Here is a 15272-nt window from a genome sequence, read left to right as displayed (position 1 = left end):
CCCCTTTATCTTCGCTTGTCACGGACTAAAACAAAATCACGAAAACGCGCTAACCATAGGACATCTCATGACCCACCCCGTTGCCAACGACATAGCCCCCGCCGTCAGCCTGCCACGCGATGGCGGAGAGATAGTCAATCTTTCGGACTTTGCGGGCAAAAAGGTTGTGCTTTATTTCTACCCCAAAGACGACACCCCGGGCTGCACAAAAGAAGCGATCGGCTTTACCGACATGGCCGCAGAATTCAGCGCCGCAGAAACTGTGATCTTGGGCGTCTCAAAGGATAGCGTCAAAAAGCATGACAAATTTGTTGCCAAACATGATCTGAAAATCGCCCTGTTGTCTGACGAAAACGGTGATGTATGCGAACGCTATGGCACTTGGGTCGAAAAAAGCATGTATGGAAAAACCTATATGGGCATTGAACGCGCCACCTATTTGATCGGCCCTGACGGCAAGATCGCGCAGGTCTGGCGCAAGGTCCGCGTTCCCGGTCATGTCGAGGCTGTGTTGGAAGCGGCGCGCGCGCTGTGACTTTAACCGAAATGGCAGTCGCTGTGCTAACCACTGCGGATGGCCGCGCTAAAACAGCGCTTTCACGCGAATACGCCGCCCATTGGCAAGCTACCCGCGCAGCTGGCATTGCACCCGAGATCGGCGATGCCAAGCCTCCGTTGACCCCCGCGCGGCCCGAAAAGCCGGAACTGCTAGACCCGCGTGATGTCCCTCGCCGCAAACCGGGATCTGAGGCAGGCCAGATTGCACTGCTTCACGCTGTCGCCCATATTGAATTAAACGCGGTAGATCTGCATTGGGACATCATTGCGCGGTTTGCAAAGACGCCCATGCCCATTGGGTACTATGACGATTGGGTTAAATCTGCCGACGAAGAATCAAAGCATTTCAACCTGATGTGTGACTGCCTTGAAGCAATGGGTAGCCACTATGGCGCACTTCCTGCACATGACGGCATGTGGCGCGCAGCAGAAGATACCGCCGATGATTTGATGGGGCGACTGGCCGTGGTCCCGATGGTGCTTGAAGCACGCGGGCTGGATGTCACGCCTGGTATGATCAAGATCTTCAAGCAAGCAAAGCTTGCGCAAGCCGTGGATGCGCTAGAGGTGATTTATGCCGAAGAAGTCCATCATGTGGCTTACGGATCAAAGTGGTTCCACTTTTTATGCGGTCGGCATGATCTTGACCCGACCGGTGTTTTTCACGACTTGGTGCGCAAATATTTTCACGGAAACCTCAAACCGCCTTTCAACGAAGAAAAACGTGCCGAGGCAGGTATTCCTCCGGATTTTTATTGGCCACTTGCTGAGGCAACTCCGGCAAAGCAAAAATGACATAAACACTGGGCGAAACCTCGCGCAGCCCCCAATGAGAACGGGATTTTTCCGCTTGAGTGGCGCAAAAATCTTGCAGCACCACGCAGAGGCGCTTAAACGGTTACAGGATAATTCCGGCCATTACTTTGGCTGCCTACAACAAGTCAGGACAGGTCGCTTTTGAGATCACGTTTAACAACACGCGTTCATGCCCTGCTGGAACGGCTGTTTCCAGAGCGGCGACTGTTCTTACGGTCCGATACCGAAACCCGCTTTATCCGTCTGACATCCGAGACGCAGCTTGTTGCTTGGACAGGCGGAACGCTCGTCTTAGGATGGACGATTATCGCGACGGCGATTTTGTTGATGGACAGTATTGGAGCGGGAAACTTCCGCGCCCAAGCCCAACGCGATCAAATGACCTATGAGCAACGCCTGAACGCACTTTCATACGAGCGTGACGCCCGTGCAATGGAAGCCGTTGCCGCACACGAGCGGTTTAATTCGGCCTTGGCCCAGATTTCGATTATGCAATCAGAACTGCTTGCAACCGAAGAAAAACGCCGCGAACTGGAACGCGGAATGGAGGTCGTACAAGCGACATTGCGCACTACGATGCGCGCGCGCGAAGAGGCCCGCGATCAGGTTGCAGCCCTTACCGAAAACACCGATGGCGAAACTGTCGCCACGCTCAGCGATGATGCGGCCAGCACCGTCGACTTGCTGGCTTCTGCGCTTGCAGACACCGCGTCAGAGCGTGACCAGATCGCCGATGATGCCGAGTTTGCAATTGGGCAGGCCCAAGATTTGCAGCTTGAACTGCGTCTGCTGCAAGACCGCAACGACCAGATTTTTCGCCAACTTGAAGAAGCAATGCTGGTGTCGGTTGAACCTTTGGACCAAATGTTCCGTGCTGCAGGCATGAACCCTGATACCTTGATCAACCAAGTGCGCCGTGGGTATTCCGGTACCGGTGGTCCCCTGACACCTATTCAGTTTTCGACCCGCGGTGGCGATCCTGATCCGGACGCGCTGCGCGCGAACGGTATTCTGACATCTATGGACCGGATCAATCTCTACCGTATTGCCGCCGAAAAGGCGCCGTTCTCTATTCCGGTCAAAGCAAACTTTCGCTTCACATCCGGATTTGGCCCACGTTGGGGGCGCTTGCATGCTGGCACTGACTTTGCAGGGCCAATTGGCACCCCGATTTACGCGACCGCTGACGGTGTCGTCACCGATGCGGGTTGGTCATCGGGATATGGCAGATTGATAAAGATAAGACATGAATTTGGTATCGAGACCCGTTACGCGCATCTTAATTCTATGGATGTACGTGTCGGTCAAAGGGTCTCGCGTGGCGATCGCATTGGTGCTATGGGTAATTCTGGACGTTCGACCGGACCCCACCTTCACTACGAGGTCCGTGTAAACGGCAACCCCGTCAACCCCATGACTTATATAAGAGCTGGACAAGATGTTTTCTAAATCCAAAATTAATGAGCCCGGACCAAAAGGGTCCGATTCCGACACGTCTAAAGGCACCGATGCAGCCAAGCCTGCTGGTTCTGATTTCAAGGCATCTGCCCCAAAGGCAAAGCCGCCTGCATCAATATTGTCCTCTGATCTTTTGATCACTGGCAATCTTAAGACGACCGGTGACATTCAGGTCGAAGGCCAAGTCGAAGGCGACATTCGTGCGCATCTATTGACCGTCGGCGAAGGTGCCACTGTCAAAGGCGAAGTTGTCGCTGACGATGTTGTTGTCAATGGTCGCGTTGTTGGCCGTGTACGTGGCCTAAAGGTTCGCCTGACATCCACAGCACGCGTTGAGGGTGACATCATTCACAAGACCATCGCGATTGAATCCGGCGCCCATTTCGAAGGTTCCGTGCAGCGCCAAGACGACCCACTGGCGACAGGCGCAAAGAAGATGCCGACAACTGCGGCACCTGAAGCCAAGTCCTAAGGGGCGTTACATTGCGACATGCAGGGCGCCCACGGGCGCCCTTTTGCGTTTAGGCCAACGCGCGCCGGTACAGGTGCCACGTCGCGTGGCCCAACACCGGCAGAACGACCATCAAGCCTAAAAACCATGGCAGCAGCGCCAACAATGACAGCACCGCGATCAAAGATGCCCAGACCAGCATTACGGCCAGGTTGGCGCGCACAACCTTCATGCTGGTCAACATCGCTGTGACGAAATCAACCTCGCGGTCCAGCACCAATGGCAGACTAACGACCGTCAGAGAAAACAACAGAAACGCCAGCACAGCACCAACACCCAATTCGACGCCAATCATCATCAAGCCATTGAGCGTAAAGAAAACATCCAGGCTTTGCGAAACATTCGTCATGGTTGATAGCCCCATAAACAGTGCAAAAATCATATGCGCCAAGAACGTCCAGAACAAAAAGTAGATCACGATTATGGCACCCAGCCACGGCAATTGCCGTGTCCGTTCGTTCCACACAATTCCCAGAACACCGCGCCATTCCAACGGCTCTTTTGTTTCCATGCGGCGGCTCACTTCGTACAAGCCTGCGGCTGCAAAGGGTGCGAACAAAGGAAAACCAAGTGACGTCGCCAAAGTCCAGCTGACATGCCCTGCCCCGACCCAAAGCATCACAAAGCCGCCGACCACATAGACCGCACTAAAGAACAGGCCGAACTGCGGTGCACGCCGGAAATCGCACACACCAGCCCTAAGGCTCGCGCTGATATCGGTCATGGTGATCTGTTGAACAACGGGCTGCTCGATACCGCCGCTGAGTGGTTCGGTTCTTGACATAGCGTCCTCCTTACTGCCTATCATCGCCTCAAGACGGCGCAATTGGCAAGCATGGGATGGCGTGCCTACTCCGCGTTCGCCTCAGCGCGGCTTTTGCCGGATACAGCCATAGCAAGTGTTGCAGCCATCAAGCCGTCCAAGTCGCCATCCAAGACACCCTTGGTATCGGACGTCTCGAAATTTGTGCGCAAGTCTTTGACCATCTGATATGGCTGCAAAACATAAGACCGGATCTGGTTGCCCCAGCCCGCGTCGCCTGCGTTTTCATGTGCTTCGTTCACCAGCGCAGACCGCTTATCCAGCTCGATCTGATACAACCGCGATTTCAGCGCCTTCATCGCGATATCACGGTTCTGGTGCTGCGATTTTTCAGAACTCGTCACAACGATCCCTGTTGGCGCATGGGTAATTCGGACAGCCGAATCAGTCGTGTTCACGTGCTGTCCACCAGCACCCGAAGACCTGTACGTGTCGATGCGGATATCTGACGGGTTCACTTCGATTTCGATATCATCATCAACCACCGGATAGACCTTGATGGACGTGAATGATGTGTGGCGCTTGGCGGCACTATCAAAAGGCGAAATCCGCACTAGGCGATGCACACCGCTTTCAGACTTGAGCCATCCGTATGCGTTATGCCCACTAATCTTGTACGACGCCGATTTGATACCTGCCTCATCGCCGGACTGTTCGGCCTGTAGTTCGACTTTGTAGCCCTTCTTTTCGGCCCAGCGGACATACATCCGCGCCAACATATTGGCCCAATCACAGCTTTCGGTGCCACCTGCCCCTGCGTTAATTTCAAGGAAAGTGTCATTGGCGTCCGCCTCGCCATCCAGCAAAGCTTCAAGTTCTTTTTGGGCAGCTTTTTTGGCCAACGCCGTCAAGGCTGTTTCGGCCTCAGCGACGATTTCTGCATCGTCTTCCATTTCGCCCAACTCGATCAATTCGATATGATCGCTGAGCTCTTGTTTGATACCTTCGTATGTGGCCAGCGCATCGACCAGCATCTGACGGTCGCGCATTAGTTTTTGCGCCGCTTCTGGATCATCCCACAGGGTCGGGTCTTCGACGCGGGCGTTAAATTCTTCTAGCCGGTGCGGCGCGGTTTCATAATCCAAGCGCTGCGCCAAAAGTGCCAACGATTTTTCAACCGCCTCAATCGTGTTTTGGATTTCCGCGCGCATAGGACACCTTTGGTCAAAGCATAAATATCGTGTGGATTGGTCTTACAGCGGGTATCACCCCGCGACAAGCGGATGGTCAGTAAAGCCCACCCGAAGACAATGTCCCGAATGTTGCGCGTTCGCCAACCGTCGCCGTTTCACCTGTCGATGTCGTGACCTGCCGCTGTTGGTTTGGCACATTATCGAACAGTGGCAAATCGGCGGACATTGCAAAGCCCCCATCGAACATGATCCCGAACAATGGTTCCTCTCCCGAACGGAAACATTCACGCACCACGTTTTCACCGGTCGCATCATCAGGCAGTCGACCACCACTGAAACGGTCGATATTGATGAACTGACATCCAGCAGGGACACGGAACGGACCAGAACCGTATTTTTCAATCGCTTCGGTCATGAAGTTTGTGAATACTGGCCCACAAAAGCCGCCACCAGACGCCCCCCGGCCAAGCGAGCGTGGATTGTCGTAGCCAATGTAACAGCCCGCGACGATGTTTGATGAAAAGCCGATAAACCAGACGTCCTTGGCATCATTCGTCGTACCCGTCTTGCCTGCAATCGGTACTGACAGGTTTACTGTTCTGCTCGCCGTGCCGCGTTCCACAACGCCGCGCATCATCGAGGTCAGTTGATAGGCTGTAATCTCGTTCATAACACGGTCGCGGTTGGATTGAATTTGCGGTGCCTCACCAGCAGGTAGGTTCGCCTGATCGCAATCAAGGCAAGTGCGCTGATCATGGCGGTAAACGGTGTTACCATAGCGGTCTTGGACGCGGTCAACCAACGTTGGCTCAACCCGCTCGCCACCGTTGGCAAACATCGCGTAAGCGGCGACCATCTTGAACAATGTTGTCTCGTTTGATCCCAGCGAGGCCGACAAGACGGGGTTCATCCGGTCATAAACACCAAAGCGTTCCGCATAGCGCGCAACCGTTCCAATTCCGATCTCTTGGGCCAAGCGGATCGTCATCAGGTTCCGCGATTGCTCGATTCCGGTGCGCATCGGCGTTGGGCCGTAGAACTGATTAGACGAGTTGCGCGGGCGCCATGTGCCTTGCGGCGTGTTGATCGTGATCGGTGCGTCCACAATGATCGTCGCAGGCGAATACCCGCTATCAAGGGCCGCTGCATAGACGAAAGGCTTGAACGATGACCCCGGCTGACGCTGCGCTTGGGTGGCACGGTTAAAGACCGAATGCTGATAGCTAAAGCCTCCCTGCATCGCGATCACGCGGCCCGTGTTGACGTCCATCGCCATAAAGCCGCCCTGCACCTCGGGAACTTGGCGCAACGACCAACGCACGAAATCACCGTCATCATTTATCAGGCGGCGCACATGCACCACATCACCAACCGTGAAGTTGTCAAAGAAATCGCCGACCAGCCAACGAATGTCTTCGCGCGGAACAACGAATGGTTCGGCCGCGTCTTCGACAACATTTTCGATACCAATTGTCAGGGTATTTTCGGCGACATCCAAGATCACAGATGGATACCATGTCCCGTCAAGTTCTACGTCGCGCGGCAGGTTCAAACCCGCCAAAGCAGCACGCCATAATTCTTCGTCAGCCAATGCCTTTGCCGGGATCACTTCGCCAGTGCCGCGCCAGACGCCCGCCTCGCGGTCATACAGTTCCAGCGCTTGCTGCAAAGACTGCGCTGCGGTGATCTGTAGCTCAGGATCAACAGTCGCGCGGATCGAAAGACCGCCCGAAAAGAACTCTTCTTCGCCAAAGTTCTGGCTTAGCTGGCGACGAATTTCGTCGGTAAAATAATCACGCTCGGGCAGACTTTCGCGGAAATCTTGATAGTCGCCGCCTTGCACAGACAAAAGTGGTGAATTGCGGTCCCTGTCATATGTCTGTTGATCGATATAGCCGTTCTCGAACATCTCGCGCAGGGTGTTGTTGCGCCAAAACACAGCTATTTCGCGGTCGCGGACCGGATGGCGGTTGCTGGGTGATTTTGGCAATGACGCAAGATATGCAGCCTCGCCTGCTGTCAGCTCGGTCAGCGGTTTGTTGAAATAGGTCAGCGCGGCTGCAGTGACACCAAAGCTGTTCTGGCCTAGAAAAATCTCGTTCAGGTACAGCTCTAGAATACGCTCTTTTGGCATCGCGCCTTCGATACGTACTGACAGGATCAATTCTTTGATCTTGCGCTCAACCGAACGGGAACCATCCAGCAAGAAGTTCTTCATCACCTGCTGGGTAATCGTGGACGCACCGCGCACATTTTCACCACGCGAGGCGACAGCATCATAAGCCGCCGAAGCGATACCCATCGCATCAAAGCCCGAATGTTCGTAGAAATTCTTGTCTTCGGCAGAAATAAAGGCCTGCTTTACAAGATCAGGGATTTCCTCGGCCGGCGTAAACAAACGCCGCTCGACTGCGAATTCATCGATAATCCGCCCCTCTGCAGAATAAATCCGGCTGATCGTCTTGGGCGTGTACTGTGACAGAGTTTCATAGCTCGGCAGATCGCGGCCATACAAATACAGCACACCACCAAGGCCAATCGCCCCCATGACCAAACCGAGGGTGAGCAGGGTAAAAAGCCCGCCAAAGAATGAAAGAATAAAACGAAACACGGCGGGGCACACTCAGTCTAAATTGTTTGGACCAACTATACGCGGCTGCAACCCAATGGTCAAAAGGCCAAATGCGACGCCAAGCGGTGCGACGCGCATAAATCGATCACAATCACCTGACCTTTTTTGCGCATCGTTACCGTGCCAGCAGATTTACGGTTTCGACAATGGCCCGCGCAATCCTTGCACGCCCTTCTGGGCTTGCCAGAATCGCACGATCTTGGGCATTGGACAGAAATCCTGCCTCGATCAAGACACTTGGGAAATCTGCGGCTGTCAGCACGGCAAATTGCCCTTCACGGCGCGGGCGCGAATTCATTCGTACCCCTTCGCGGGTCATCGCACCCACCAGCGCGTCGGCAAAGCGACGCCCTTCGGGGCCTGTCTGTGCACGCGCCAAATCCATCAAAGCGGTTGCAACGCGGTCTTCGGCTGCGATCAAGTCCACACCTGCCAACATATCGCCCCGCTCGTGACGTTCTACAATGCGCCTGCCTGCGTCCTCGCCACCGTCACGCGACAACGTATAGACGGACGCACCATGGGCTTCGTCCTCTTCAAGCGCATCAGCATGCAGAGAGATAAACAAATCAGCGCCCACTTGACGCGCAATCGTAAGTCGCGACGAAAGCGGCACAAATGTATCGCCTTTGCGGGCTAGCACTGCGCGCAGGCCTTCGGTCGCGTTCACCTTGAGGGCCAGTTCTTCGGCCATGATCAGCATGAGATCGGCCTCTTTGATGCCGCCTTGGTTAGCCCCGGGATCGATGCCGCCATGGCCGGGGTCGATCACAACAACGAAATCACCACTTTGCGCAATTTGTGCGGCGACAACAGGATCAAATGTCATTGCCGCATCCCACCCGGGATCAGGCGGCGCGCCTGCATTCTCGGCGAACTCTGCCGCGTTGGCTTGTGCGAGGACGATGGTCAGGTCGGCACCTGTGTCAGATTTGACCATGCCTGCCTCGGTGATGATCAAGGGCTCCGCCAAATCAACGACCATCCGTGACCACCCAGGGCGTAAGGGGCCAAAGCGGACAGCGGATGCGCGGTTGCCTGATCTGATGGCCTGTGCTGACAAGCCCGCGAACGAGAGATCTTGGAAATCCACAACCAACCTGCGCGGCGCATCAAGTGTGAAGGCGCGGTAGGGCGTAATTTCGCTCAAGCCCAGTGACACTTCTAGTGTCCACCAGCCGTCCTTTACGGATGCGCGGTCAGGGTCAATTGTGACTTGGGCCATAGCCGCGTTCGCTAACAAAATAAATGCAACCAGCCAACGGATCATGCGCCGCGACCTTGTATGAACAGCTTTAACCGCTTCAATCCTTCGACAATATCTTCGGTGGCCCTTGCATACGAAAAGCGCAGCCAATGATGGCCGCGTGCGGCATCAAAATCCAAGCCAGGCGTGACCGCTACTCCTGCGGTTTCCAATATCTGCGCAGCAAAGCTAAGCGCATCATCCGTGTAATCTGAGACGTCGACGTAAATATAGAATGCGCCGTCAGGTGGGGCGAATTTGGCCAATCCTGCGTCCTTGAGCCCTGCAATCATCAAATCACGGTTGGCTGCATAAACGGCACGGTTCTGGTCAAGTTCAGGCGCGCAATCCATAGCATAAAGGGCCAGTTTCTGGGCAGCATGCGGTGCGCAGATAAACATGTTTTGCGCCAGACGCTCTACCCTGCGGACGTGATCTTCGGGGACGATCATCCAGCCGACGCGCCAACCAGTCATCGAGAAATACTTGGAAAACGAATTCACTACATAGACGTCATCTGTGACTTGCAATGCGGTGACGGGTGGCACGTCATAGTCGATCCCGTGATAAATCTCGTCAGAGATGAACGCTGCCCCTTGGCGTTGGCAAGCCACTGACAACGCGCGCAGGGCATCTGCATCAAGCATCGTGCCTGTGGGGTTTGCAGGCGAAGCCACGATCAATCCGTCAAGATTATGTGCCGCCACATCTGCCGGCACCGGCTGAAACCGCTGTTCAAGCGTGGTTTGAATATCAATAGGCGCAAGACCCACCGCCTTTAGGATCTGGCGATAAGACGGATAGCAAGGCGTGCCCAGCCCGACCCGCGCGTCATTATCAAAAAGCGCTGAAAACGCGAGCAGGAACGCGCCAGACGCGCCACTGGTGATCACGACGCGCGCAGGATCGATTTCAACTGAGTACCAATCGGCGTAGTGCTTTGCGATACGCGCGCGCAGTTCAGGTAGGCCCAGACCAACAGTATAGCCCAATGGATCAGCCATATCAGCGATCAGTTTGGTCTTTGCAGCCTCTGGCGCACCGGTGCCGGGTTGACCGACTTCCATGTGGATGATGTGCCGTCCTGCGGCTTCGGCTTTGCGGGCCGCTTCCATTACATCCATGACGATAAAGGGATCGACGTCGCCTCTGGTTGAATGTCGCATGCTATGCCTTGCCTAGCCTTTCTTATGTGTCCCGAGCCTTGACGGTTGATGTCAATAAACTGGGCAGTATGGACGCCGTCCCGAAGCGTACTAAGCTCTCTTTCATAACACCTCAACCGGAGAACAAAACCTATGCCATCACGTCGTACCTTCCTCACTGGCGCTGCCGCAATGGGCGGCATCACCCTTTTGCCATATAATGCCATAGCAGGCGGTCATGGCGCCGATAGCTTTGCGTCAAACAGCGGCGAAATCATCATCACGCCAAAAAGCCACGCATCTTTTGTAATGCAGACGCCTGCAGGCACAATGTATGTTGATCCAGTCGGCGATCCGGAAATCTATGCGGATATGCCAGCCCCAGACATGATCGTTATCACACACGAGCACGGCGACCACTACAATGCCGAAACGCTGGCCGCGATTATGGGCGACAACACCACAATGATCACTAACCCCGCAGTATTCGAGATGCTGCCCGATGACATGAAAGCCCGCGCATCTTCGATCGCCAATGGCGAAAGCATGACGGCAGGCGATGTGAGCATTGACGCGATCCCTGCCTACAACACAACCGAAGAGCGTTTGAACTTTCACCCACAAGGCCGCGACAATGGCTACGTGATAACTGTGGACGGGCTGCGGGTTTATGTCTCTGGCGATACCGAAGATACGCCCGAGATGCGTGCGCTTGAAAACATCGATATTGCGTTTGTTTGCATGAACTTGCCGTTCACAATGGATGCTGAAGCTGCGGCATCTGCGGTCACCGAATTTGCGCCAACATACGTCTATCCATACCACTACCGTGGGCGTGACAATGGCACGCAAGACCCTGCAGCATTCGCAGAAATGCTGGCAGACGGGATCGAGACCAAGTTTGGTCCTTGGTACGGCTAAGCAAGTAACGGGTAAGGTGGATCTTGATCCACCTTACTTTTCTTCGGCGGCAGTCGCCGCATCAATCTCTGCAGCCTTCTTTTCGACCTGCGCCACGATATGTTCGACCATATCTTCGTTCGATTGCTTGTGGCTTTGCTTACCGCCCAGATAGACCATACCCGATCCGGCGCCGCCCCCTGTCCAACCGACATCGGTCATCAACGCTTCGCCCGGACCATTCACAACACAGCCGATAATGGACAGCGACATTGGCGTTTTGATATGCTCCAAACGCCGCTCCAAGGCCTCAACCGTTTTGATCACATCAAAACCCTGACGCGCGCATGACGGGCACGAAATGATGTTCACACCGCGGTGGCGCAATCCGAGGGATTTGAGGATCTCGAACCCCATCTTCACTTCTTCGACGGGATCAGCTGACAGCGACACGCGGATTGTATCGCCAATCCCCATCCACAGTAGGTTCCCCATGCCAATGGCAGATTTAACAGTGCCGCTGATTAAACCGCCTGCTTCGGTAATCCCCAAGTGGATTGGCGCATCTGTGGCCTCTGCTAGCTGTTGATAAGCGGCAGCAGCCATAAACACATCAGACGCCTTGCAAGAGATTTTGAACTCGTGAAAATCATTATCTTGCAGTATTTTGATATGATCCAAGCCGCTTTCGACCATGGCATCGGGGCAAGGTTCCGCGTATTTTTCAAGCAGATGCTTTTCCAAAGACCCCGCGTTCACACCAATGCGGATCGAGCAATTATTGTCGCGTGCCGCTTTGATCACCTCTTTAACGCGGGCCTCGTCGCCGATGTTGCCTGGATTGATCCGCAGACAAGCCGCGCCAGCCTCTGCCGCTTCAATTCCACGCTTATAATGGAAATGAATGTCGGCCACGATCGGGACAGATACTTCTGGGACGATGAACTTGAGTGCCGCGCTTGATGCTTCGTCCGGAACCGAAATACGCACGATATCAGCACCCGCATCAGCTGCTGCTTGCACTTGCGCGATTGTCCCTTTGATATCCGTGGTCAGCGTGTTCGTCATCGTTTGAACAGAGATCGGGGCATCACCGCCAACAGGCACGTTGCCAACCATAATCTGACGGGATTTCCGGCGATAAATATTGCGCCAAGGACGGATATGGTTCAACGACATTTGGGTCAGCCTTCAAGTGCGGATCAATTGTCTACAACTTAAGGATCAAAACGACGGGCAGCAAGCGGTTGCGCCTGCGCCTATTCGTCCACCACCACTTGGGCGACGTTTACGATTTCAGCCAGGTCATTATCAGCGCTTAGATCGGCAACGGCGTAAACTTCGGTCAAACTGGCGGTTGTTAGTTCGACATTCGACGTCACAACGCCGGCTGGACCAACTGGTCCGTAGTGCACGCCGTTCACTGCGAAATACATCGCACCGCTTTCGCCGACGCGTAAACGCGCTGGGTCTTCGGTAGCTGGAACAACAAAGTTCTGGCCGGGTGCCATAACGCCCTCAAAAATTATCGTCCCGTCTGCAGATTGCACGCGCACCCACGCAGGACGTACCGCAACCAACTGCAGTTCTGGCACGGGCGGCTCGACCACCTGAATGGCGGATGGCAGCGGGGTATCAAGATCGGCGGCCGCTAAAACGGGCGACTGGGGCATCACAGCATTCGGAATCAACGATCCAATACTGCCCGGGCTAAGCGTCGAAATTGGCGCGTCGCGCGCGATCAAAACAGGCACATCAAGCGCTTGCGGACGGTAAAGCCGGTTTAGCGCCTCGGTGGATGGCGCTTGAAAATCAGCAAGCGTCTCGCTGATTTGAAGGGAGTTGTTCGCGCCCGCCAGCGGATCAAGATCAGAAACGACAACGGGTGTTTGCTCGACCGGAGCGAACTGCACTTTCTGCACTTCTTGCAGCACCGTCCAACCACCATAGCCAAGGCCACTGATCAAAGCGACCAATACCATGACTGATCCGATTGCTCGCGGCTCAATCCCCGAAAAAACGGCATCGCCGGCGGGGATAAATGGTGTGGCTGAAGCGGAAAAAATGTCTTTGCCCAAAGCGGCAGCGCCAGGATCGTAGGACTTGCCTTTGAGCGATGACGCCTTGGCGGACATGCCGTGGGCGGTTTCAAAACCGCTTTCATCACAGAACGTGTCAAAGGCCTGATCGGGGTCCATGTTCAGATAGCGCGCGTAAGACCGTACATAGCCTGCAATAAACCCAGGCGTATCAAAAGCAGAAGGATCAGCGTTTTCAATCGCTGCAATATACGCGGCTTTGATCTTTAGCTCGCGCTGCACATCCAACAGGCTTTTGCCCATTGTAGCGCGCTCGCCACGCATCAAATCGCCGAGTCGCAAATCGTAGGCGTCAAAACCCTTGGTTTTCACGTCCTTCGATGCGCCAGTACGCTTGAAGGTCTTCCCGATCATCGACTGTCCCGTCGCTTAATGCCCCTAGACACTCGACCTATTTCGAATCGGAAATGGACAAGTGCCTGAAAAATCCTAACATGCCGGTGCAAGTTATGCACAGGCTGAAAAGGCCTAGCCAGCCAGTTCAGCGCGATTCAGCGCACAATGCGACCACAATCCGTCCAAAGCGCCCACCAATGCATCCATTTCACGCGGGCCATGCACAGGCGATGGGGTAAACCGCAAACGCTCTGTTCCGCGCGGAACTGTCGGGAAATTGATCGGCTGCACGTAAATCCCGTACTCGGACAACAACATGTCCGATAGTTTTTTCGTATGCACAGGGTCGCCGACAATCAAAGGAACGATGTGGCTGCCGTGATCAATGATCGGCAAGCCCATGCCCTTCAGACGCAGCTTCAAAATCTTCGCTTGGGTCTGATGGCGTTCGCGGGCTGCCTGATCCGTTTTCAGATGCGCAACTGATGCTGCAGCACCTGCAGCCACAGCAGGTGGCAAGGATGTCGTAAAGATAAATCCGGGCGCATAGGACCGGATCGCGTCACACATTTTGGCAGAGGCTGCGATATACCCGCCCATAACACCGTATGCTTTCGCCAATGTGCCATTGATAATATCGATGCGGCCCATCAGGCCGTCACGCTCTGCCACGCCAGCCCCGCGTGGTCCATACATGCCAACAGCGTGCACTTCGTCGATATATGTCAGCGCGCGAAACTCGTCAGCCAAATCACACAAGGCTTTGACCGGGCCAAAATCGCCGTCCATCGAATAGATGGATTCGAATGCAATAACCTTGGGTACTGACGGATCATCGGCCTCTAGAAGTTCACGCAGGTGCGCGACGTCATTGTGGCGGAAAATCCGTTTTGCCCCGCCATTGCGACGTACGCCTTCGATCATAGACGCGTGGTTCAACTCATCAGAATAGATGATCAGGCCTGGGAATAATTTTGGTAGCGTGCTGAGTGTCGCATCATTTGCAATATACGCAGAGGTAAAAAGCAGCGCCGCTTCTTTACGGTGCAGGTCGGCCAATTCAGCCTCAAGGCGCTTATGATAAACAGTCGTGCCCGAGATATTGCGCGTGCCGCCCGACCCAGCGCCCGTTGCATCAATCGCCTCGTGCATTGCCGCCAGAACAGCAGGATGTTGCCCCATGCCAAGATAGTCATTGCCGCACCAAACCGTCACTGGCGCCTCTGAACCGTCTTCTTTACGCCACGTCGCATGGGGAAACTGCCCGCGCTTACGCTCGATATCGATGAAGGTCCGGTAACGGCCTTCTTCGTGCAAACGGTTAATCGCAGTGTCCAATTGGGCGTTGTAATCCACGGGTTACGTCCTTTTTCTTTCGCAACAAAAGCTACAAACTGCGCAACTTTTGAATCGTTCTAAGCCTCATATAGGGCGGTTTGCCGTCCGACAAGACGTTACAAAGTGTCGCCCCCATTCACGGGTATTGATGCGGGTTTGCGGCAAAGGGTTCATTGATTTGCATCAAATGCCTAAAAATTCGTAGTCGGCACGCTCACTGTATGTAAAGATAACGATCTAAGGTTGGAGATTTTGACGACAGTTTCAGTTTCATTCG

At 54.6% G+C, this 15272-nt stretch carries 13 protein-coding genes; 5 read left to right on the top strand and 8 right to left on the bottom strand.

Features of this window, described 5'->3' with window-relative positions; translation table 11 throughout:
- The first annotated feature begins 67 nt into the window (after positions 1–67).
- The 4 genes from bcp to QZ197_RS02905 all read left to right on the top strand — a co-directional run bounded on the left by bcp (position 68) and on the right by QZ197_RS02905 (position 3304).
- Entirely contained in the window at positions 68–535 is a 468-nt protein-coding gene (bcp, locus tag QZ197_RS02920; protein WP_272145943.1) for a thioredoxin-dependent thiol peroxidase, read from the top strand.
- Between the two features lie 11 nt (positions 536–546).
- Positions 547–1353, top strand: a complete 807-nt coding sequence (locus tag QZ197_RS02915) for a ferritin-like domain-containing protein (protein ID WP_296429886.1) — start codon at positions 547–549, stop codon at positions 1351–1353.
- Between the two features lie 162 nt (positions 1354–1515).
- On the top strand, positions 1516–2823 hold the full coding sequence (locus tag QZ197_RS02910; protein ID WP_272145941.1) for a M23 family metallopeptidase: 1308 nt from the start codon (positions 1516–1518) through the stop codon (positions 2821–2823).
- On the top strand, positions 2813–3304 hold the full coding sequence (locus QZ197_RS02905) for a polymer-forming cytoskeletal protein (RefSeq protein ID WP_272145939.1): 492 nt from the start codon (positions 2813–2815) through the stop codon (positions 3302–3304). The genes QZ197_RS02910 and QZ197_RS02905 overlap by 11 nt, the downstream gene beginning before the upstream one ends.
- 49 nt (positions 3305–3353) lie before the next feature.
- Here the strand turns inward: QZ197_RS02905 and QZ197_RS02900 are convergent, their stop codons facing one another.
- The 5 genes from QZ197_RS02900 to QZ197_RS02880 all read right to left on the bottom strand — a co-directional run bounded on the left by QZ197_RS02900 (position 3354) and on the right by QZ197_RS02880 (position 10343).
- Positions 3354–4127: a DUF2189 domain-containing protein gene (locus QZ197_RS02900; protein WP_272145937.1), complete on the bottom strand. Its 774-nt coding sequence runs from the start codon at positions 4125–4127 to the stop codon at positions 3354–3356.
- Between the two features lie 65 nt (positions 4128–4192).
- Positions 4193–5317 (bottom strand): peptide chain release factor 2, encoded by a 1125-nt coding sequence (gene prfB, locus QZ197_RS02895; protein ID WP_272145935.1) that lies wholly within the window; start codon positions 5315–5317, stop codon positions 4193–4195.
- 76 nt (positions 5318–5393) lie between these two features.
- Positions 5394–7910: a PBP1A family penicillin-binding protein gene (locus tag QZ197_RS02890; RefSeq protein WP_272145933.1), complete on the bottom strand. Its 2517-nt coding sequence runs from the start codon at positions 7908–7910 to the stop codon at positions 5394–5396.
- Between the two features lie 136 nt (positions 7911–8046).
- Complete coding sequence (locus tag QZ197_RS02885) at positions 8047–9201, bottom strand: N-acetylmuramoyl-L-alanine amidase (protein ID WP_272145931.1); 1155 nt, start codon at positions 9199–9201, stop codon at positions 8047–8049.
- The gene (locus tag QZ197_RS02880) at positions 9198–10343 is read right to left on the bottom strand and encodes an aminotransferase class I/II-fold pyridoxal phosphate-dependent enzyme (protein WP_272145929.1); all 1146 of its coding nucleotides are present in this window, start codon (positions 10341–10343) and stop codon (positions 9198–9200) included. Before QZ197_RS02880 ends, QZ197_RS02885 begins: the two co-directional genes overlap by 4 nt.
- A gap of 132 nt (positions 10344–10475) precedes the next feature.
- Here QZ197_RS02880 and QZ197_RS02875 point away from each other — a divergent pair, with 132 nt between their 5' ends.
- Positions 10476–11243: an MBL fold metallo-hydrolase gene (locus tag QZ197_RS02875; protein WP_272145927.1), complete on the top strand. Its 768-nt coding sequence runs from the start codon at positions 10476–10478 to the stop codon at positions 11241–11243.
- 33 nt (positions 11244–11276) lie between these two features.
- Here the strand turns inward: QZ197_RS02875 and ispG are convergent, their stop codons facing one another.
- The 3 genes from ispG to hemA all read right to left on the bottom strand — a co-directional run bounded on the left by ispG (position 11277) and on the right by hemA (position 15013).
- A complete protein-coding gene (ispG, locus tag QZ197_RS02870) occupies positions 11277–12401 on the bottom strand; it encodes a flavodoxin-dependent (E)-4-hydroxy-3-methylbut-2-enyl-diphosphate synthase (protein WP_272145924.1) in 1125 nt (374 codons plus the stop codon).
- Between the two features lie 80 nt (positions 12402–12481).
- Positions 12482–13675, bottom strand: a complete 1194-nt coding sequence (locus QZ197_RS02865; RefSeq protein WP_296429856.1) for a helix-turn-helix domain-containing protein — start codon at positions 13673–13675, stop codon at positions 12482–12484.
- Positions 13676–13789: 114 nt separating this feature from the next.
- The gene (gene hemA, locus QZ197_RS02860) at positions 13790–15013 is read right to left on the bottom strand and encodes a 5-aminolevulinate synthase (protein ID WP_272145920.1); all 1224 of its coding nucleotides are present in this window, start codon (positions 15011–15013) and stop codon (positions 13790–13792) included.
- Positions 15014–15272 lie beyond the last annotated feature (259 nt).

The sequence above is a fragment of the Yoonia sp. genome (genome assembly GCF_017854415.1).
Classification (GTDB): Bacteria; Pseudomonadota; Alphaproteobacteria; order Rhodobacterales; family Rhodobacteraceae; genus Yoonia.
Note: the sequence above shows the minus strand (reverse complement) of the source record. Positions and strands in the feature narration are given on the sequence as shown.